The organism is Candidatus Nitrotoga arctica (assembly GCF_918378365.1).
GTDB lineage: Bacteria > Pseudomonadota > Gammaproteobacteria > Burkholderiales > Gallionellaceae > Nitrotoga > Nitrotoga arctica.
The window spans coordinates 522,420-542,301 of the sequence record NZ_OU912926.1 but is presented as its reverse complement, the minus strand read 5'-3'; the positions used below and the strand labels follow the sequence as shown (position 1 = coordinate 542,301).

Here is a 19,882-nt window from a genome sequence, read left to right as displayed (position 1 = left end):
ACTTAAAAAATAAATAGAGAAAACCCTTAACTTATCCAGCAATTTTTGTCGCATCCTTCTTGTGGGCAGGCAGACTGCCGCCAACCCAATAAGAAAGATAATTACAAACAATATGTAACAGGCCCATCCCTTCATCTATTCTTGAGAGGTAGGAGTGAATGTAGTTTGCTAGAAAATTTGAATGAGAACTTCGGCAAAACTGACGTTAATGTAGGTTTACATGCCAAATTGATGTGAGATTAAATAAAGCATCTCTGACGTAATCGACTACTAGCTCTTCGACACCCGTTTCAAAGTGGAAGTTGCTCTCATGATGAAGGAACAGGAATTTAAGTGCTGAACATGTCAACCAAAAGCATGATGATCATGCTTGGGATAATGATGAAAGTGCGCCTCAGGTCGTGCAACGTGAAGGCAATACCAGATTCAGCCTTGAGCAGCGGGCTTTAACATCATTAATATCGCATCTAATTCTAAAGAAATTGTTTTAGTCCGTCCCAGAGATTTGAGGATGTCGAAACCTCCCACGCCGATAAACTAAAATGTTGGTAACAACAGAGTCGCGAGTATTTGATATCGGTGCTGTAACTTTCTACATTTGCGTATGTAAATGACGGGCAATTGTAAAGAACTAATCCAGCCATCTCCGCTCGCTTGAGGTAATACACGCTCTGAGCGGTTCATAGTCTTACGTCAGCTATAATGATCGCTCCGGTTGTTTAAACCAGTATTAGTTGTCCAGATTATCTTCCTTATAAAGCAGGGCGCGTAGCATCGCGTTTCCATGAGCTTGGAGCGCCAATTCTGCAGGCATTGTATTTTCAGTGATAAGTTGCGGAGCATCGGCCCGAGGCAATTCCACCCAAAATTCGCTTCCCACACCGACGGTGCTCTCCACGTTAATCGTACCCCCCATCAGTTCGATCAATTGTTTAGTTACTACCAGGCCAATGCCAGTTCCTTCCTCGGCACCGGATTCTTGCCCGAGGCGATTGAATGGCTGAAATAGCTGAACCAGTTTTTCTGGAGGCAATCCCATGCCGCTGTCTTTAATGTAGATGCGTATGCGTTCTTGAGTGCAGGTACATTTCACCTCGACCGTTCCATGTTCGCGGTTGTATTTGATTGCATTGGAAAGCAGATTAATCAGAACCTGCTTAACTCGGATTCGATCGGCATTAACAAACCAGGTCTTGTCGAACGGAATACAATTTATATGTATGTCGCGTTTTTTTGCCTGCGATTCGATCATGGCAAGGCATTCGAGTATGGTTATTGTCAGTGATACCGGTTCTCGAATTAATGACCGCTCGCCAGATTCGATCGCCGCATGATCAAGGATTCCATTAATCAGTTCCAGCAGATACCATCCTGCTTTAATAATAAGTTGTAACCTTTCCGTTTGGATATCTGTAGGTGGCGGTGGACCTATCTCCAACAACTGGGAAAAACCGAGAATCGCATTGAGCGGGGTGCGCAGTTCATGGCTCATGTTGTTAAGAAAAATTGATTTCGCGAGATTGGCTTTTTCCGCTACAGACTTGGCAATCTCCATCTGAACTTTAGTTGCTTCAACTTCTTCGGCCAGTTTGCGTGCTTCCATTGTAGCAATGACGAGGTGTGCGTTCGCTTGCTGCAACTTAATTACGTGCTCGTCGAATGCTATCTGTACTTTTTCTCCAGCACGAATTTCTCGTTCGCGCGAGGTGGCTTTCACTTCGCGTAAAATGATAGAGCCCTCTCGTAAGTCCGCAGCATCTTCGCGTGTGGCGACTAATTTCTCGCGGCTTAGAACAGCCGTTTCGTCGTCAAGGATAGGTTCCAGCTCATCTTTATTGTGTCTTGATACATTCGATTGATTTAGTTCATTAAATTTAGGGGTACCATCATTGCCATTTATGTTCATAACTACCTTCATCCTCTAATATAATGCACGGCTCATTGTAAAAATTTTTAAAATTTCGGCACTTTAGTATATTTAGGTGAGGTAAACGCTGGCGCATCAGAGTGCGAAACGATGCCTAAATTATTCTGATTAATGAATAAGATGCCTCATTGACTAATCTCACCCTTATATGGTTAGCAACAATTCAGATTTGTTTTTCTCTCACCTTCGCGTCAGGATTGAAAATGGTAGAGAGTTCTTTACGTAACTTAAACGTGCATCGCTTATGTTCGAACCCTTAATTGGGAATGAGTGTTACGCCAGTTTTTAGTAAGGTGGCCAGCGCCTCTGCCACCATTGGACGTCCGAAATAGTAGCCCTGGCCCTCGTCGCAATGCCGGGCAAGTAGAAGTTTGTACTGCTCTGGTGATTCCACGCCTTCTGCAATGATGCATAGCTTGAGGTTTTTACCCATACTAATTACGGCACTGACGATGGCAGCATCGTCCGGATCGCTGCACATCTGTTTCACGAACGACTGATCAATCTTCAGTGTATTGATCGGAAACTGTCTCAGATAACTTAGGCTGGAATAGCCGGTGCCGAAATCATCAATGGCAAGCTTTACACCCAAATCTGCAAGCGTACGAAGCATGGAATCCGTAGACCCGACATCCTGCATGAGGACGCTTTCAGTTAATTCCAGTTCTAGATAACGCGGCTCTAAGCCTGTTTCTTTGAGCACCTCGCGAATATTATCTAGAAAATCCTTGGTGCGGAACTCAAGCGCGGAGATGTTGACTGCAACGATGATTGACGGTAAACCAGCTTGCTGCCACGACCGGGCCTGCAGACAGGCTTCGCGCAGTACCCAACGGCCCATCGGCAGGATCAGGCCACAATCTTCGGCAATGGACACGAACTGTGCTGGTGATAGCAGCCCTTGTTCCGGATGCTGCCAGCGAATGAGTGCCTCAACACCGACAATTGCACCACTTTTTAGATTTATTTTTGGTTGGTAATGCAACACAAATTCCTGCCGTTCCAGTGCACGACGCAAACTTGCCTCAATGGATTGTCGCTGGACGGCGCGATCATTCATTTCTTGCTTAAAAAATTTAAAATTGTTGCGTCCGTTGTTCTTGGCAAAATACATCGCAGTGTCCGCATTTTTGATCTGGGTTTCTGCATCCTGACCATCATCGGGATAGATGCTAATACCAATACTCATACTAATATGGAGTTCGTGTTGGTCAATGAGATGAGGTAGCGCGAGCGCCGCAAGTATTTTTTGCGCACAAAGCGCTGCGCCTTTTGAATGTTCAATATTGGGAAGAAGCGCCACGAATTCATCCCCACCCTGGCGACTGATGGTATCCGAGTGACGTACACATCCCACCAAGCGTTGAGCAACTGATTGTAATAGTTTGTCGCCTATCGCATGCCCCAACGAGTCGTTGATATGTTTAAATTGATCCAGATCCATAAACATAACCGCAAGTTGCCTACCTTGTCGGCAGGCCGACTCAATCGCTTGGATAAGACGGTCTTGCAGCAACATGCGATTAGGTAAGCCGGTAAGAACATCGTGATGGGCAAGATGATCTAGCTGAACTTTAGTCGTTTCGACTTGTTCGGCCAGTTTATGTGCTTCAATTGTAGCCACGACCAAGTGTGCGTTCGCCTGCTGCAACTTAATTAAATGGTCGCCGGATGCTGCTTGAATTGCTTCTGCCGCACGAATTTCTCTCTCACGTGAGGTAGCTGTCCCTTCGCGCAGATGGGCAGCTTCTTCACGCAAATAAGCCGTATCTTCTCGTGCAGAAACCAACTTTTCGCGGCTTAAAACAGATTTTTCATCGTCGTGGACCGCTGGCAATTTATCTTTGTACTGGTTTGATTGATCCACTTGATTTAAATCGTCAATATCAAATGCGACATCATTACTATCGTTGTCCATTGCACCCACCTAAACATTTAAGTTACGGGCCGAGCATCGGCCGGCCCGACATAATTCCGGTGTACTCTGATAAGGTTTCGCCAATAACAATGCCTTCGTGTGTAATATCAAACAATCGAATATCCTTACTGTGCTGACTGCCACGGACTTTAACGATTGACATGACGCGTTTGAATTGGCCGGCGATTTCGATATAGCGCTGAACAATAATTGTGTCAGCTAGAAAAGCACTCCCGAATGGGCTAAAGCGTAAATCGGTGTAGCGGTCTTCCAGTTCCGAGGTCATTAATATAGTCACGCCCATGCCAGTAAGTTCAGCAATCATTCTGTATAGTGACCCACGAAAATCTTCGCTAAACTGAGGTGCCAGTGCCAGCTCAAATCCAGACAAGGAGTCAATGACAACGCGCTTTGCCTCCATTCTATTAATCATTTCAATTAAATCATGCAAGGTTTCATCAATCGATAAATCCAGGGAACGCGTATCGATCACCCCAACTTGTCCAGTTCTGACCAGTGAATTCAGTTTATTGTTCAACAGTTGGCTAGGGCTCTTCTCAAATGCCGCAATCACACCTGGTTCGCCCCTGCGAACTCCTTCAGCGAGAAATTCCGTTGCTAATATGGTTTTCCCGGATCCAGATGGCCCTACGAGGAGTAGCGAATATCCAACTGGCAAGCCGCCGCCCAGCATTTCATCCAGGCCCGGTATCCCCATCGGAAGACGTTCCTCTCTAGTGGGCACGTTGATAGACTCTGCCACTGTGCCGTGTTTGATAATGGCGCGCGGGAAAACCTGAATGCCTTCATCACTAATACGGAAAGTGTGCAAACCTGGTGCCTGGGCTTGGCCACGAATCTTGACCACTTGTATCTTGCGTACCATTGAATTGCGGTGCAAGTTTTGCGAAAGCCACAGTATGCCGTCCGCCACTGTAAAGACAGGGCTTGAGTCTGCCTCTGGTTTCAAATATTCCCCGATTAAAAATGTTGTTGCCTGCCAGCTCGTCATTTGCATGCCTAGTTGCTGTACGAACCCTTGTAGCTCGGACGTCCCCTGTTCCTCCTGCTTTACAGACTGTACAACTGATCTAAACGAATCAACGAATACAAGGCTGGGAGAATAGTCTTTCACTTCATCGGCGATACGTGACAACACTCTGGCAAAATCTCCCTCCAGGAGGTCTGCAGACAGATTTACGAAGCGGATCGATTTATTGACTTGATTAATATCAAAAAACGGAAACTGTTGTTGATAGCGAAGCATCTTCAGAGCGGGTTCACCGAGTACCGTAAAGTACAGAGCGCGGTTATCCGGTTTTGCCAATGAGAACATGATCTGGTGAGCAAGCGTTGTTTTTCCACTTCCCGGAGTGCCCGCAATCAGGTTAAACGAGAATTCCGGCAGCCCTCCGCCTAACAAATTATCCAGACCAGGTACGCCAGTTGCCAGTCGACGTATGCATACCTTTTTACTCATTTTTAAACTCCTTGCTAGTTCCAACAGAAGCGTCATTGCCCCAAGCCGAACGTAAGATAGTGGTGGTTAACTTCTCGCCAATTAACGAGGCCAGGATGTCAGTGAAAGTTATCAATAGTAGGGTATTTGCTTCACTGGCGTGCGCAGGGGTTTGTCCTTCAAAGTTCACTTTTAATTTCGCGAACCGTTGATCCGTCAGTGGTGACTTTAAGCTGGTCCCGACCCAAGGAAATGTTGATTGGGTTAGGAATATACTTCTGGAGTAAAGTGAATTAAAACCACTCTCACCGACGATCGAAATGATTTCGGTAGCCATCTGCTCCCACAACTTGATTGCGGCATCCACAACCTTTGCAGGATTCATTGCAATACGATCTTTAATTATATTGTGCCGCAGCAAGCAGTTGGTTTCCATAATAAAAGTATAAATAATTGATAGGCCAACATGAAGATGTAGGTAAACAACAACCGTAGTTTGGCACAATTTTCATGATTTTCATGATTTTCATGATTTTCATGATTTTCATGCTCTGGAGTATAAAAACCGGCATTGAAAATGAGCAATGCAGATAGCTTAATGTAAGAGCTAGTCTTTGGCTACCTGATGGATTCAGCAGGTTCCGCGCAGACATTTAGTAGCCTACTATACGGCTACTAAATAAAAACAGGTTAGCCATTGATGCGCTAACCTATTGATATATTGGTGGGTCGTCAGGGACTTGAACCCCGGACCAAAGGATTATGAGGCCGGCGCAATAACATTTAAAATCATATGCTTGCATAGCTTATATTCTACAAATAACAATTTTCAGTAGCCTTTGAACCCGGTTAGAATAACGGAGATCTGAAAAGTTGTAGAAGACTTTGTACCCTTAATTGTTGCGGTGTATCCGGTCGAAAACCTTGTTAGCGAAACTGCGCTGTACTCGCTTCAACTGCCTTTCTTAAGATCATTCTTAAGATCACCAAAGCCAGCTTGGGCTTTACCGCTGTTCTTTTGAATATTTCCTTTTACTTCCAGATTTTTGTCATCAGTGATTTTACCGGCGACTTCCTTGACTTTTCCTTTGACTTCTTCAATACGTCCTTTAACTTGATCTTTGTTCATAATAATCTCCTGAAAAAATAAATACCGTTATGACCGGAACACCGCATTGGATAATGCACGGAATACTAAACTCGGTCAGTGCGGTACCGTACGGATAAAGCTGGCCATCAAATAGATTGATAGAACATCTGTACCCTGACCTGCGTGAGAATGACGAATCGAATTATCTGATGGCCTGTTCGATTAGGGTAGCGAGATATTTAGTTTTGGAATAAATCGATTGTTTACACTCATGACCTTCTGAGGAAAGATTAGATCATTTCTCTATACAGATCAAGTGCTTGATATATTTGTTGTGGAGAATGACATAAATCTCCGTGGCTAACGAGCTGCGGCGCTGACGCGCCAGATTATATTGCCGACGTCATCCGCCACTAGTAGTGCTCCCGTTTTGTCCAGCGTGACACCAACCGGCCGTCCCAGTGCATTGCCCTCTGCGCTGATGAAGCCGGTCAGCACATCGACTACCGGCTCGTCTGTGGGTTTGCCGCCACTGAAAGGTACGAAAATCACCTTGTAGCCACTATGCGGTTTGCGATTCCACGAACCGTGCTGACCCACGAACATGCCGCGCTGGAACTGCGTGGGCAAGCTGGTGCCTTGTGCGGAGGCCAGACCTAGCGAAGCAGTGTGCGGCCCCAATGCATAGTCGGGAGAAATTGCTTTGGCAACCAAGTCGGGGCGAGGTGGTTTCACACGCGTATCGACGTGCTGTCCGAAATAACTGTATGGCCAGCCGTAAAAGCCGCCATCGCGCACCGACGTCATATAGTCCGGCACCAGATCGCTGCCTAGCTCATCGCGCTCATTCACCGATGTCCACAATTCGCCACCATCGGCTTCCCAAGCCATCCCGTTCGGGTTGCGCAATCCTGAGGCAAAAATGCGTTTGTTCCCGGTTTTGAGATCCAGCTCCCAGATGGCGGCGCGCCCATCCTCTTTGTCGATTCCATTTTCTGCAACGTTGCTGTTGGAACCTACAGTCACATAAAGCCGGGAGCCGTCTTTACTGGCGATGAGATTTTTGGTCCAGTGATGATTGAGCGGTCCAGCAGGGAGTTTCATTACCTCGACACCGGGTGCAGTGATTCTGGTATCGCCTAGTGTGTATGGGAAGCGCACCACCGCGTCCGTGTTAGCCACGTAAAAATCGTTCCCCACCAGCGCCATCCCGAAGGGTGAATTTAGTCCCTCTAGGAACACGAATCGGGCGTCCGCAATGCCGTCTCCGTTGAGGTCACGTAACAGAGAAATACGGTTGGCGCTGGGCACACCTGCACCCGCCTTGCCCATCGCCATCTTCATAAACCATCCTTTGATACCTTTGCCATCCTCAGGCTTGGGCGGCGCATTGGTCTCGGCGACCAGAACATCGCCGTTGGGTAGCACGTAAATCCACCGAGGGTGGTCAAGGCCTTCAGCAAACCGTGTGACAATGGTTCCCGGCGCGGCGATCGGCTTGGTTCCCGCAGGCCAGCCTTTGGCGGGCGCGATATGCACTGTTGGAATCAGCGTATGTTCTGGGGGTGGCAGTGTGGGATTTGGCCCGGTGCCGGCTGAAATCGGCAGCTTGGCCACTCCACCGCAGGCGGAGAGTGCGAAAATCATCATGCCCATCACCAAAACGTTCGAAGGCGGTCTCAACCTCCTTATCGCAGGGTACGAACTATTCATCATGGCCCTGCAAGAAAGCAGCACGATGAGGATTGTCACCAGGCCGAACCCATTTTCTATCCATTTCAAGAACCGTTATTGATATATCGGAGGCTTGAGGTTCACTCATGAGGATGAACGAGGCTAGGTACGCTCCACGAGAAGCATTTTTTTACGCGCAGCGATTTTGCCACCGAGTTCAATCATGTCTAGCTCCGTCGACTTCGCTTGTGGAAACATTTCGTTCTGTTCTTCCTTGACGTGATGCTTGACGTATTCGGACAGTACTTTGATCTTGGCATCGAACATCTCGCCGTCCGGCTCAATACCTTCCACTTGACCGATGAGTACTTTAAGTGTTGCATGTTCCACTATTGCTTCCGGTATCATCTCTCTATCTTTAAGCGCTTGCTTAACAGCCGGATAAAATATTTCTTCTTCCACCTGAGCATGTACGCTTAGCTCCGTGCATATTTGGGAGACGAGCGTCTTCTTCTTGGAATTGGAGCGTGTCTTTTCGTATTCGGCGAAGAGTGTGCTGACCAGTTTGTGATCAGCGCGCAGCAAGGCTATTGCGTCCTGAACCTTGGATGAACTATCTGGCTTCGTCTTTTTTTGTATTGCAGTTGTCATGGATATCTTTTCCTTTTTAGATTTGGTGGGGACGGATCTCGTTTAGTGAACGAATAACGCGATCAGAATGATGATGGGAATGGGAATGCCCAGAAAGAACAGAAGTATTGAACGCATTATTGCCTCCGAAGTGAAATGTTTAAATTTTGGTTAGAGGTCGCGCCGCCGACCGCCATACGTGGCCGCTAAACTGGCGACGAATGCACCCCCGAGCAGTGAGATAAAGATCCACAGCGCCGCGTAGGCAGAAGCTTTACGTGCCTTGTTGGCAGCGTCTTTCGTTGCAACTTCCGCATCATGTAACTTTGCCTGCATGCGCGCATAAGTATCACTCACTCGCTTCTCTGCGTCCCGCTGTGTTAGGCCAGTGCGCTGCGAAACTATCTGACCAACATACTTAACGTCTTCCACAGCTAGAGTTCCCGTTTGGACGGTGTTCATGAAGATGCGGGCAACTTCGGACGATGGCGCGACAGTGGTTTCCTCCATGGCACTCGCCGATTTGGTGCCGCTTCCAGCAGGAGAAGAAGCGCTTGCAGCTGTGCTCATGTCTTTTCTAAACAGGTAATCCACAAAGTAGCCCATTGGCCCACCGTCACTACCGGATGTCGCCATCTCGGATCCAGCCGCCGCAGCGCCGCCCGCTCTGGCGGCTGTCGCCGTGGTGGCGATGCCACCTGCCACAGAGGCTCCAGCCTGAATCCCACCACTGATGATCGACCCAATCACTGATGTCAGCAGTGCGGCGGTCACCAGCGAGGCAACGGCCCAAGCCAGAAATCCGTGTGCGGTGTCGCGGAAGTAAACCTCATCCGTATGAGCCGCAACCCACTTTGTTCGCAATCTACCCGCGAGATAGCCACCCATTCCGGAAGCAACGAGTTGCGTGAAGGTGACCCAAAGGATGGTCGAGACTCCAAAGGTCGTTGCGCTAATACCGCTGTGTGCCCATGGTGACACTGAGGACAAGCCCAAACCAGTTCCTAATATCAACAATATCAGAGACAGCGCAGCAGCAGCGGCAGCTCCCGCCACTATGGCACCCCACGACACTGCACTTGTATCCTCTCGTGTGTTGTCGGGCTTTGCATTTGGCAGGGCGCGTACATGCCCTAAGTCGTCAGTGATTGCTACATTGGGAAGGGCCATGATAACTCCAGAAAATTAAGTGGAGTAATTATGGAGTGAAGTGCCGGTATATATCTGTACGACAGCCCACATAGCCTTGAATCTATTGCCGGGGCGGGAGGCGAGTGCTTTCGGCATCAACCAGTTGGATTTCTTTTTTGTCCCCGTTGAGTAATTTTATTTTAAGGGTTATGTCGCTATTAGATAGCAGAGGCTGGTTGGTGAATACCGGTATACGAGGCCGCGGCTTGGTTATAGGAATGCAATACCGATCTGGCGAAACTAGTGTCGACTCATCCCCGCCCATAAAGCTTGGCAATGCGTTCACGCTGGCGGTTGTGGATACCAGTAAGCTGGAAGATTAACGGTGTTGGTGCATTACACCATTGGGTCGTGAAGGAGGGGATTGGATATCTCACCAATCCCGGTAGACTCGGTTTGCAGGAGTAAAATTTTGATTTTGGTCTGCTGAGGCCCCAAAAACTGCTGGCCGGAATTATTGAGAGCAACAATAACCAATTACATCTGGCTTTGTAGCCAATTTGGGATACCGACTTTTTGCATCACATCCAACTGGGTTTCCAGCCAATCAATGTGTCCTTCAGTGTCTTCCAGAATTTTTTTAAAAATTTCGCGAGAGACATAATCGTTAGCACTTTCGCAGGCGGACATTGCAACTACCAGATTTTCGCGTGCGGCCAGTTCTAGCTTGAGATCGCAGGCCACGCACTCCTCGGCTTTTTCGCCGATCATCAGCTTGCCGAGTTCCTGCAAATTAGGCAGGCCTTCCAGAAATAAAACGCGTTCTAACAGCATATCAGCGTGCTTCATTTCTTCAATAGACTCATCATACTCGTGCTTGCCCAGGCTATTGAAACCCCAGTTCTTGTACATGCGTGCATGAAGGAAATACTGGTTAATGGCAGTTAGCTCGTGTTTCAGCTGACGATTGAGAAACTGAATGATGTCTGCATTACCTTTCATGTTGGTTTCCTTAAATTATGGCCTCAACCAGACGGCTGGGTTGATGTGAAATTATTTTGATATGCCTTAAATCTGCCAGAACCTCATTCAAAACTTGCTTGGCATGGCAGGCACATTTACCGCACTGCGTACCTACACCCAGACAAGTTTTCAAATCCCGCATACGACATGCGCCCTGGCAGACGGCTTCCCGAATGGCGGAATCGGTGATGCCCTTGCAAATACAAATATACATAATTCTGACCTTTATCTTATGAGGATCAGCTTTTTGTTGTCCAGCTATAAAATTATTTCTTGATGCTGGACGACGGGTTCTGATCAAACTTTTTCATTTGACTTGTTAACAATAATGAGAATGATACTTAATAGTAGACAAAATGCAACTAATTTATTATCGGGAGGAAAATTTAACTTGGATGGATAGGCTGGCGAGCCTCTTGCAGATGCAAGAAAGCCGAGAAAAGCAAGAAGCGCAACGCGCCTTACGGCGTGCGGTTGCTGCATTCAAGTTATAATCCACACACCTACACAGCTCACATCTATATATGCAAATTACCCGAAGGCTAGAGTTTGATGCAGGTCACCGCATTCCCAGCCATACTAGCCAGTGCCGGCATTTGCACGGTCACCGCTACGCCATTGAGATTACCCTGTCCGGCGAAATCATCACCACTGATGGCTTATCCGAACAAGGCATGGTAATGGACTACACCGAAGTGAAACGCATAGCCAAGGAACAACTGGTGGATGCATGGGACCATGCCTTCCTGGTATATCGCAGTGACACAGTGGTATTGGATTTTCTGAATTCAATACCCAATCACAAAACTGTCGTTCTGGAAGTACCACCCACCGCAGAAAATCTCGCCATGCTCGCATTCAAGCTGCTCGACAGCGCCTACCGCCATAGCTATGGGAATAACTTGCAACTGGAACGCGTGCGCATTTACGAGACCCCCAATAACTGGGCAGACTGCCTGCGCAACACAAGCTCACTTTGATGAATTTTGGATTGTGCATTTGTACAATTTTGGCATTATTCAGCTCTTGAGCCGGGATCCCGTCTTGAAAATCCACCACACGATTGTGAGACACACGACAAGAAATACCAGCGTCATACCAACGCTGATGGCCACGTTGACGTCAGAAACGTTATAAAAGCTCCATCGGAAACCACTGATCAGATAGACCACCGGATTGAACAGTGTGATTTTTTGCCACAGGGGTGGCAGCATGCTGATCGAATAAAAACTTCCTCCCAGAAAAGCCAGCGGCGTGATGATCATCAAGGGAATGATTTGTAACTTCTCGAATCCGTCAGCCCAAATACCAATAATAAAACCGAAGAGGCTGAAGGTAACCGCAGTGAGTACCAGGAAAATAATCATCCACAGTGGATGCGCGATCTCGAACGGAACAAAAAACCGAGCCGTGGCCAGAATGAGCAAGCCCAAGATGATTGACTTGGTGGCCGCAGCCCCAACATAACCAATGACGATCTCCACATAAGAAATAGGGGCGGACAGAATCTCGTAGATAGTACCCGAGAATTTCGGCATATAAATGCCGAAAGAAGCATTGGAAATACTTTCCGTCAGCAGGGCTAGCATGATCAGACCGGGGACAATAAAGGCCCCGTAACTGATACCGTCGATCTCAGTCATGCGCGAGCCGATCGCTGAGCCAAATACAACAAAATAGAGCGAGGTCGAAATAACGGGCGATGCGATGCTTTGCATCAGCGTTCGCCAGGTACGCTCCAGTTCGAAAAAATAAATTGCGCGAATAGCATAAATATTCATAATCGTCCGCTTACCAAATTAACGAAGATTTCTTCCAGTGAGCTCTGGCTGGACTGGAGGTCCTTAAAGTCGATCCCATGCTTAGCAAGCTGTCGTAGAAGATCTGCGATTCCTGTCTGTTTGCCCTGGGCGTCAAAGATGTAGATCAACTCGTTGCCGTCGGCCGATAGTTCAAGTGGATATCCGGCGAGTTCCTCGGGAATATGCGCTAGCGGAGACTGCAGATACAACTTAAGCTGTTTTTTGCCGAGCTTATCCATCAGTCTGACCTTATCCTCTACTAGGATAATTGTGCCTTTGCTAATTATCCCGATGCGGTCGGCCATCTCCTCGGCTTCCTCAATATAATGAGTGGTCAGAATAATGGTCACGCCGCTTTTTCGTAAACCCCGCACCATCTCCCACATATCACGGCGCAGTTCGACGTCAACGCCAGCTGAAGGCTCGTCGAGAAATAGAATCTGGGGTTCATGAGACAAAGCTTTGGCAATCATTACCCGACGTTTCATGCCGCCCGATAGTGTCCTGATTTTTGCATCTTTCTTATCCCATAAGGATAGATCACGCAGCACTTTTTCGATATAGGCCGGGTTTGGCGGTTTACCAAACAGGCCTCGACTGAATTTCACCGTGGCAAAAACGGTTTCGAAGGCATCGGTGGAAAGCTCTTGCGGCACCAAGCCGATCTTTGATCTAGCCGCGCGAAAGTCCGAAACTATGTCATGACCGTCGGCAAGAACCTTGCCCTGGCTAGGATTAACAATGCCGCAAATGACGTTAATGAGTGTCGTCTTACCTGCCCCATTTGGACCCAGCAAGGCAAATATTTCTCCACGCTGAATCTCCAGATTGATGCTTTTGAGGGCCATAAAACCCGAGGCGTAGGTCTTTGTGAGATTTTCGACTGAGATAACTGACTGCACGCAATCTCCTTAAATTTTCAATTGAAACATTATGCTATTGGAACATTAATAGTTAAAGCGTCCAACCCTTTGGATTTACCAATATATCTCATATTTTTAAGGAAAGTGGCTACAGATATATGCTTGGGCCCAATCAAACATGAATGCCTATTTGCAAAATAGGCTTCCACCGTATCCATGAAGATTAGCATTGAGGCCTTAACGTGTGCCGGGGCAGAAAAAAACGGCACGCCTACTGACGTGCCGCTCATGTCTGAAGCAAACTAAATCACACTTGTGGATGCGCCCGTTCTGCTTCATTGTTCAATTTATTCAGCGCATGCAGATAGGCCTTGGCGGAGGCTACCACGATATCAGTGTCTGCACCTTGGCCATTGACTATGCGACCGCCCTTGGATAGCCGCACGGTCACTTCCCCCTGTGCATCTGTACCGCTGGTGATGTTGTTTACCGAATACAGTTGCAATTCGGTGCCACTTTGCACGATCTGCTCTATGGCTTTGAACGTCGCATCTACCGGCCCACCTCCTTGACCCTCGGCGACTAATTCTTTTCCGCCTACATTCAATCGCACCTGCGCCACAGGCATAAGACCAGTTTCCGAATGTGCGCGCAAGGATAGCAAGCGATAATGTTCGCTAACTTGCGCTACCACACTTTCACTGATTAAGGCTTGCAAGTCCTCATCAAAAATTTCACGCTTGCGGTCAGCCAACTCTTTGAAACGAGCAAAGGCATCGTTCACCACCACCTCGTTTTCCAGCACGATGCCAAGTTCCTGCAACCGGGTACGAAACGCGTTGCGACCGGAAAGTTTGCCCAAGGTTAATTTGTTCGTACTCCAGCCAACATCTTCAGCACGCATAATTTCGTAAGTCTCGCGGTGCTTGAGCACACCATCCTGATGAATGCCGGATTCATGGGCAAAAGCATTTGCACCGACAATCGCCTTGTTAGGCTGCACCGGATAACCGGTGATGCTGGATACAAGCTTGGAAGTCGGCACGATCTGCATGGTATCGATGCGTGAATCGCAATTGAAGACATCGCGGCGTGTTTTAACCGCCATTACGATTTCTTCCAGACTGGCGTTTCCGGCACGTTCCCCCAAGCCATTGATTGTGCATTCCACCTGGCGTGCTCCGTTCATTACGGCAGCAAGAGAATTGGCTACCGCCATTCCCAGATCATTGTGGCAATGAGTGGACCATACTACTTTCCCAGAATTCGGCACGCGTTCAATCAGCTGTTTGATGCGCTCGCCCCACAAAACGGGGATGCTGTAACCAACCGTATCTGGCACGTTCAGAGTTTTCGCTCCAGCTTGAATCACTGCATCAAAAATACGGACGAGAAAATCCATTTCCGAACGCACCGCATCCTCGGCAGAAAATTCGACATCGTCGGTATATTCCGATGCGAGCTTCACCGCTTTCACCGCCGCTTCCACCACTTGGTCGGGCTGCATACGCAACTTCATTTTCATGTGGATGGGTGAAGTAGCGATAAAAATGTGAATGCGACCAGATTTGGCTGGCTTGATCGCTTCGCCAGCAGCGCGGACATCGCTTTCAGTGGCGCGCGCCAACGAGCAAATCGTAGAACTCTCGATGATTTGCGCAACACTGCGGACTGCATTTGCATCTCCCGGACTGGCAGCAGCGAACCCTGCCTCGATAACATCAACGCCCAGCTTTTCCAATTGCCGTGCGATGCGGATCTTTTCTTCCTTAGTCATGGACGCGCCTGGGCTTTGTTCGCCATCGCGCAAGGTAGTATCAAATATTATTAATTTTTCTTTCATGCTGGACTCCATTGCAATTATTTAATTCGCACGATCCAGACGAATAAAATTCGGCCGGATTCCGCCTGCTTCAACAACGATGGGGAGGTATATTTAGCGCGCGACGCGCAGCAGCAGCGCAGCCAGGAGGCTGGATGTAGAGTGTAATTGCGAGATGTGGCGAGAGAAGTGCATAGTTGGAATATAAAGGCTTTTGTTTATTTACGCAATATCTGCGCTCTGCTTTGTAGCAAGCGTATAAACGGTTCGCATCCGGGCGAACGGGCTTCCCTGGGAAGCCCGTTGCAAATATATTAACCGTTATAGGCTGTAATACATATCAAATTCAACAGGATGCGTTGTCATGCGATAGCGGGTCACTTCTTCCATTTTTAACTCAATGTAGGCATCAATGAAGTCATTAGAGAATACACCACCGCGAGTCAGGAAATCGCGATCCTTATCCAGTGCTTCCAGAGCTTGTTCGAGGCTGGAACATACGGTTGGGATTTTTGCATCCTCTTCAGGTGGCAAGTCGTACAAATTTTTGTCAGCAGGATCGCCTGGGTGAATTTTATTTTGTATGCCATCCAAGCCAGCCATCATCAGGGCGGTGAAAGCCAGATAAGAATTGGCAGTCGGGTCCGGGAAGCGAACTTCAATACGGCGTGCCTTATCACTCTGCACGAAGGGGATGCGGATCGAGGCAGAGCGGTTTCGCGCCGAGTAAGCCAGTTTTACCGGGGCTTCGAAGCCGGGAACCAAACGCTTGTAGGAGTTAGTGCCGGGGTTGGTAATGGCGTTAAGCGCACGGGCATGCTTGATAATCCCCCCAATATAATACAGGGCGAATTCGGACAATCCGGCATAGCCATTGCCTGCAAACAGGTTTTTACCGTCCTTCCAGATGGATTGATGTACATGCATACCTGAGCCGTTATCACCGACAATCGGCTTGGGCATGAAGGTCGCAGTCTTGCCATATTGATGTGCGACGTTGTGCACCACATATTTAAGCTTCTGGGTTTGATCGGCACGACGCACCAAACTGTCAAAGCGCGTGCCAATTTCACATTGGCCGGCGGTCGCCACTTCATGGTGATGTACTTCGACAGGAACGCCGATTTCTTCCAATATTAAGCACATTGCTGAGCGCATGTCTTGTAGTGAATCGACTGGGGGTACTGGGAAGTAACCGCCTTTAACCGTGGGTCGATGGCCAGTGTTGCCATGATCAAATTTTTCTGCTGAGGACCAAGCTGCTTCTTCGGAATTAACCTTACAGAAGCAGCCAGACATATCCACTTGCCAGTTCACTGAATCAAAAATGAAAAACTCAGGTTCAGGGCCAAAATAACAGATATCGCCTAAGCCGGTGGATTTCAAATAGGCTTCAGCACGCTTGGCGATAGAGCGTGGATCGCGATCATACCCTTTGCCATCGGATGGCTCCACGACGTCGCAACTCATCACCAATGTGGTTTCATCCATAAAAGGATCGAGAAAAGCGGATGCAGGATCAGCTATCAGCAGCATGTCGGATGCTTGTATGCCTTTCCAGCCAGCGATGGAAGAACCGTCAAAGGCGTGGCCGGATTCGAACCAGTCATCACTATCTGACACCACATGTGCCGGGATAGAAACGTGCTGTTCTTTGCCACGGGTATCGGTGAAGCGTAGATCAACGAATTTAACTTCATTGTCTTTAAGTAACTTAAGAACATCAGCAACCGACTTCGACATAATAATTCTCTCCATAAACGTTAACGACTAAACTAAAAAATAAAGTGGAAATTAAACAAACTTAAACTTGGGAATCAAGCACGAAGCGTTCCACTTCATATTCCACCGCTAAAACGAGCATTTTGCCATATCCATAAGGATAAATGGATTTAAATGTGCGCTCTTTTTTGGGGCGTATGCCATGTGCGTGCACTATTTTTGTGCTTGACTGATGATGTAAATGGAAGAAGTTGCGATAAGTATGTCATCGTCATAATCTCGCCGAATTAGTATTTATAGAAGCTTGATCTGGGTTTTATTCGCTTCAAGCTCATACCACATTGGACAAGGTTCGGGCTGGTTGATCTGTCGGACTCACGGGTATAATAAACATTTTTTTAGCCAGGAATAGAAATGAATCTAGATCGAGTAAACTCTGGCCGCGACCTTCCTAACGATTTTAACGTCATCATAGAAATACCCATGAATGCCGATCCCGTCAAATACGAAGTGGACAAGGAAACTGGCGCCATGTTTGTGGATCGTTTCATGTCCACGGCAATGCATTATCCGTGTAACTATGGTTATGTTCCACATACGTTGTCGGAAGACGGGGATCCGGTAGATGTGCTTGTAATTTCACCAGTGCCGCTCATTACGGGTGTGGTGGTTCGCTGTAGACCAGTCGGCATGTTGAAGATGACTGACGAAGCTGGCGAGGACGCCAAGATACTGGCTGTACCCGTAGACAAGTTATGCAGTCTTTACCGCAAAATAAAATCGCATACCGACCTGCCGGAACTTATGATTTCGCAAATATCGCATTTCTTCGCTCACTATAAAGACCTGGAAATTGGCAAATGGGTCAAAATAAATGGCTGGGTCGGGGTCAAGGAAGCCAAGGCGGAGATCATGAGTGGAGTCAAGCGTTATAAATCAGCCAAGAAAAAACCGATGTTCTAATGAAATTTTATTAAATCAAGAAGCACACGGAAATTGAGTTAATTTAAAGCGGTCATCTAGTAAGGTAAGACGAACCATATTATTTTCTAAGCTTTTGTATTTATGGGTGATACTTTTTTAACTTAACGTTAACTTTGATTTCTTCTTTTAACTTCATACATGGAATCTTATCTCGGTCTTGACTTTGGCACATCTGGCGCACGCGTTTGTGTTGTGGACAAAGTTGGGGCTATTACTCATGAAGATCATGTCTTTTATCCTGATGCCGCTTTACAAATTCATCTGAATTGGCGCGAAGCACTGCATACACTGCTCAAACGTCTACCGGCTACTATTGCAGCTGAATTACAAAGCATCGCTATTGCTGCTACTTCTGCCACAGTATTACTGTGTGATAAAGAGTTGGAGCCGACTGCTCCCGCTTTGCTCTATTTCGATAACCGCGCACGAGAAGAATCGGAACAACTAAAGCAGCTTGCCCCACCTGGCCACATTGTTTGCAGCGCAAGCTCAGGATTAGCCAAATTCCTGTGGCTGACAAACCACACCGAACTTTCAAACGTAGCGTACTTTCTGCATCAGGCGGATTGGCTCGTTGCGCTACTTACCGGCTTGGGTGGCGTCAGCGATTATCATAATGCGCTCAAGAGCGGTTATGACACAGAGCGCTTATGCTGGCCGAATTGGATTAAGAATTTACCGCATGCTAATTTGTTGCCGCAAGTTGTCGCTCCCGGAGCAAACATTACTCACATCAGCTCATTTGTGGCACAGCATTTCAAGATTAATCCGGCGTGCAGAGTGCATGCGGGTACCACTGACAGTATCGCCGCTTTTATTGCCGCAGGCATGCATAAGCCCGGCTCAGCTGTTACTTCGCTCGGCACGACTATAGTGCTCAAGCTACTTTCGGAACAACGCGTAGAAGCAGCGCAATATGGCGTATACAGTCATCGTTTTGGTGATTTATGGTTGGCGGGCGGTGCGTCCAACGCTGGCGGCGGCGTGCTAAGGCAATATTTTGGCGATCTGCAAATCGATGCACTCAGCCAGTGCATCGATCCGGCCATTGATAGCCTGCTTGACTATTATCCGTTGCCGCGGCCTGGCGAACGCTTTCCGATTAACGATCCCACCTTGACCCCCCGTCTTACCCCACGTCCCGCGGATGACGTACTGTTTTTGCATGGCTTGTTGCAAGGCTTGAGCCGCATCGAAGCAGCGGGTTACAAAAAGCTGGCTGAACTTGGTGCAAGCCCGCTAAAATCCGTTACCACTACCGGCGGCGGAGCGAAAAATAAAGTGTGGGGGAAAATACGCGAACGTTTGTTAGGCGTGCCAGTGTCGGTAGCGGAACACACTGAATCTGCCTACGGCGCGGCCCTGTTGGCCAAGCGTGGTTTATTAATCGGGAATCTCTAAAAGCTCGTTGTTATTGAAGTCGTTGACATATGCTCTTTGCGAGTCGAGCCTGCCAATCTAACGGTGGCTTTGGAATGCATGCACGTTGAGGTGTGCCCCAGATTGGGTTGGGGAAGTGTTTGTCGAGGGCATAGCGCGGAATGATGTGCCAGTGCAAGTGCGGTGTCAGGTTGCCGAGGCTGGCAAGGTTAATTTTGTCGGGCTGCATCACTTCACGTAGCGCGCTTTCCATGGCAAATACCACATTCATGAGAGCATGCTGTTCTTCATTATTCAAGTCTGTCATTTCCTTGACGTGGCGGTTCCATATTACGCGACAGAATCCGGGATAATCGGCATCCTCAATCAGCACCACGCGACAAAGCTCGCTGCGCCATAATAGTGTTTCGCTCGTTGTTTTACAGAGTTCGCAACTCATCATTTTTTCGTGCGTATT

19 protein-coding genes are annotated in these 19,882 nt (G+C 47.9%); 4 read left to right on the top strand and 15 right to left on the bottom strand.

Annotation, left to right across the window (positions count from 1 at the left end; all coding sequences use genetic code 11):
* Positions 1-730: 730 nt before the first annotated feature.
* The 8 genes from MKZ32_RS02585 to MKZ32_RS02550 form a co-directional block, all read right to left on the bottom strand.
* Complete coding sequence (locus MKZ32_RS02585; RefSeq protein WP_239795836.1) at positions 731-1,906, bottom strand: sensor histidine kinase; 1,176 nt, start codon at positions 1,904-1,906, stop codon at positions 731-733.
* 277 nt (positions 1,907-2,183) lie between these two features.
* Positions 2,184-3,845, bottom strand: coding sequence for a putative bifunctional diguanylate cyclase/phosphodiesterase (locus tag MKZ32_RS02580; RefSeq protein WP_239795835.1), 1,662 nt, complete (start codon positions 3,843-3,845; stop codon positions 2,184-2,186).
* Positions 3,846-3,867: 22 nt separating this feature from the next.
* A complete protein-coding gene (locus MKZ32_RS02575) occupies positions 3,868-5,325 on the bottom strand; it encodes an ATPase domain-containing protein (protein ID WP_239795834.1) in 1,458 nt (485 codons plus the stop codon).
* A complete protein-coding gene (locus MKZ32_RS02570) occupies positions 5,318-5,740 on the bottom strand; it encodes a hypothetical protein (protein WP_239795833.1) in 423 nt (140 codons plus the stop codon). Before MKZ32_RS02570 ends, MKZ32_RS02575 begins: the two co-directional genes overlap by 8 nt.
* A 516-nt stretch (positions 5,741-6,256) precedes the next feature.
* Positions 6,257-6,433: a CsbD family protein gene (locus MKZ32_RS02565; RefSeq protein WP_239795832.1), complete on the bottom strand. Its 177-nt coding sequence runs from the start codon at positions 6,431-6,433 to the stop codon at positions 6,257-6,259.
* 321 nt (positions 6,434-6,754) lie between these two features.
* Positions 6,755-8,044 (bottom strand): PQQ-dependent sugar dehydrogenase, encoded by a 1,290-nt coding sequence (locus MKZ32_RS02560; RefSeq protein WP_420887714.1) that lies wholly within the window; start codon positions 8,042-8,044, stop codon positions 6,755-6,757.
* 186 nt (positions 8,045-8,230) lie between these two features.
* The gene (locus MKZ32_RS02555; RefSeq protein WP_239795831.1) at positions 8,231-8,719 is read right to left on the bottom strand and encodes a hemerythrin domain-containing protein; all 489 of its coding nucleotides are present in this window, start codon (positions 8,717-8,719) and stop codon (positions 8,231-8,233) included.
* A gap of 150 nt (positions 8,720-8,869) precedes the next feature.
* A complete protein-coding gene (locus MKZ32_RS02550) occupies positions 8,870-9,868 on the bottom strand; it encodes a hypothetical protein (protein ID WP_239795830.1) in 999 nt (332 codons plus the stop codon).
* Positions 9,869-10,038: 170 nt separating this feature from the next.
* On the opposite strand from MKZ32_RS02550, the gene MKZ32_RS02545 reads away from it, so the two are divergent.
* Positions 10,039-10,212, top strand: a complete 174-nt coding sequence (locus MKZ32_RS02545) for a hypothetical protein (protein ID WP_239795829.1) — start codon at positions 10,039-10,041, stop codon at positions 10,210-10,212.
* Between the two features lie 154 nt (positions 10,213-10,366).
* Here the strand turns inward: MKZ32_RS02545 and bfr are convergent, their stop codons facing one another.
* Positions 10,367-10,831: a bacterioferritin gene (bfr, locus tag MKZ32_RS02540; protein ID WP_239795828.1), complete on the bottom strand. Its 465-nt coding sequence runs from the start codon at positions 10,829-10,831 to the stop codon at positions 10,367-10,369.
* A gap of 10 nt (positions 10,832-10,841) precedes the next feature.
* The gene (locus tag MKZ32_RS02535; protein ID WP_239795827.1) at positions 10,842-11,153 is read right to left on the bottom strand and encodes a bacterioferritin-associated ferredoxin; all 312 of its coding nucleotides are present in this window, start codon (positions 11,151-11,153) and stop codon (positions 10,842-10,844) included.
* Between the two features lie 223 nt (positions 11,154-11,376).
* On the opposite strand from MKZ32_RS02535, the gene queD reads away from it, so the two are divergent.
* Positions 11,377-11,832: a 6-carboxytetrahydropterin synthase QueD gene (gene queD, locus MKZ32_RS02530; protein WP_239795826.1), complete on the top strand. Its 456-nt coding sequence runs from the start codon at positions 11,377-11,379 to the stop codon at positions 11,830-11,832.
* 39 nt (positions 11,833-11,871) lie between these two features.
* Here the strand turns inward: queD and MKZ32_RS02525 are convergent, their stop codons facing one another.
* The 4 genes from MKZ32_RS02525 to glnA form a co-directional block, all read right to left on the bottom strand.
* The gene (locus MKZ32_RS02525) at positions 11,872-12,633 is read right to left on the bottom strand and encodes an ABC transporter permease (RefSeq protein ID WP_239795825.1); all 762 of its coding nucleotides are present in this window, start codon (positions 12,631-12,633) and stop codon (positions 11,872-11,874) included.
* Positions 12,630-13,556, bottom strand: coding sequence for an ABC transporter ATP-binding protein (locus MKZ32_RS02520; protein ID WP_239795824.1), 927 nt, complete (start codon positions 13,554-13,556; stop codon positions 12,630-12,632). The genes MKZ32_RS02525 and MKZ32_RS02520 overlap by 4 nt, the downstream gene beginning before the upstream one ends.
* Before the next feature lie 268 nt (positions 13,557-13,824).
* Positions 13,825-15,360, bottom strand: coding sequence for a 2-isopropylmalate synthase (locus MKZ32_RS02515; RefSeq protein WP_239795823.1), 1,536 nt, complete (start codon positions 15,358-15,360; stop codon positions 13,825-13,827).
* 300 nt (positions 15,361-15,660) lie between these two features.
* Positions 15,661-17,082, bottom strand: a complete 1,422-nt coding sequence (gene glnA, locus MKZ32_RS02510) for a type I glutamate--ammonia ligase (protein ID WP_239795822.1) — start codon at positions 17,080-17,082, stop codon at positions 15,661-15,663.
* A 393-nt stretch (positions 17,083-17,475) separates the two neighbouring features.
* Here glnA and ppa point away from each other — a divergent pair, with 393 nt between their 5' ends.
* Both ppa and MKZ32_RS02500 read left to right on the top strand, forming a co-directional pair.
* Positions 17,476-18,024: an inorganic diphosphatase gene (gene ppa, locus MKZ32_RS02505; RefSeq protein WP_239795821.1), complete on the top strand. Its 549-nt coding sequence runs from the start codon at positions 17,476-17,478 to the stop codon at positions 18,022-18,024.
* Positions 18,025-18,183: 159 nt separating this feature from the next.
* Positions 18,184-19,446 (top strand): FGGY-family carbohydrate kinase, encoded by a 1,263-nt coding sequence (locus tag MKZ32_RS02500; RefSeq protein ID WP_239795820.1) that lies wholly within the window; start codon positions 18,184-18,186, stop codon positions 19,444-19,446.
* Positions 19,447-19,456: 10 nt separating this feature from the next.
* Here MKZ32_RS02500 and MKZ32_RS02495 read toward each other — a convergent pair whose 3' ends face one another.
* Complete coding sequence (locus MKZ32_RS02495) at positions 19,457-19,867, bottom strand: HIT family protein (protein WP_239795819.1); 411 nt, start codon at positions 19,865-19,867, stop codon at positions 19,457-19,459.
* Positions 19,868-19,882: the final 15 nt, after the last annotated feature.

Bases quoted from the DNA above. Each gene is read 5' to 3' on its own strand.
- MKZ32_RS02585 (WP_239795836.1), bottom strand. From the start codon at position 1,906: ATGAACATAAATGGCAATGATGGTACCCCTAAATTTAATGAACTAAAT.
- MKZ32_RS02580 (WP_239795835.1), bottom strand. From the start codon at position 3,845: ATGGACAACGATAGTAATGATGTCGCATTTGATATTGACGATTTAAAT.
- MKZ32_RS02575 (WP_239795834.1), bottom strand. From the start codon at position 5,325: ATGAGTAAAAAGGTATGCATACGTCGACTGGCAACTGGCGTACCTGGT.
- MKZ32_RS02570 (WP_239795833.1), bottom strand. From the start codon at position 5,740: ATGGAAACCAACTGCTTGCTGCGGCACAATATAATTAAAGATCGTATT.
- MKZ32_RS02565 (WP_239795832.1), bottom strand. From the start codon at position 6,433: ATGAACAAAGATCAAGTTAAAGGACGTATTGAAGAAGTCAAAGGAAAA.
- MKZ32_RS02560 (WP_420887714.1), bottom strand. From the start codon at position 8,044: ATGATGATTTTCGCACTCTCCGCCTGCGGTGGAGTGGCCAAGCTGCCG.
- MKZ32_RS02555 (WP_239795831.1), bottom strand. From the start codon at position 8,719: ATGACAACTGCAATACAAAAAAAGACGAAGCCAGATAGTTCATCCAAG.
- MKZ32_RS02550 (WP_239795830.1), bottom strand. From the start codon at position 9,868: ATGGCCCTTCCCAATGTAGCAATCACTGACGACTTAGGGCATGTACGC.
- MKZ32_RS02545 (WP_239795829.1), top strand. From the start codon at position 10,039: ATGTCGCTATTAGATAGCAGAGGCTGGTTGGTGAATACCGGTATACGA.
- bfr (WP_239795828.1), bottom strand. From the start codon at position 10,831: ATGAAAGGTAATGCAGACATCATTCAGTTTCTCAATCGTCAGCTGAAA.
- queD (WP_239795826.1), top strand. From the start codon at position 11,377: ATGCAAATTACCCGAAGGCTAGAGTTTGATGCAGGTCACCGCATTCCC.
- MKZ32_RS02525 (WP_239795825.1), bottom strand. From the start codon at position 12,633: ATGAATATTTATGCTATTCGCGCAATTTATTTTTTCGAACTGGAGCGT.
- MKZ32_RS02515 (WP_239795823.1), bottom strand. From the start codon at position 15,360: ATGAAAGAAAAATTAATAATATTTGATACTACCTTGCGCGATGGCGAA.
- glnA (WP_239795822.1), bottom strand. From the start codon at position 17,082: ATGTCGAAGTCGGTTGCTGATGTTCTTAAGTTACTTAAAGACAATGAA.
- ppa (WP_239795821.1), top strand. From the start codon at position 17,476: ATGAATCTAGATCGAGTAAACTCTGGCCGCGACCTTCCTAACGATTTT.
- MKZ32_RS02500 (WP_239795820.1), top strand. From the start codon at position 18,184: ATGGAATCTTATCTCGGTCTTGACTTTGGCACATCTGGCGCACGCGTT.
- MKZ32_RS02495 (WP_239795819.1), bottom strand. From the start codon at position 19,867: ATGATGAGTTGCGAACTCTGTAAAACAACGAGCGAAACACTATTATGG.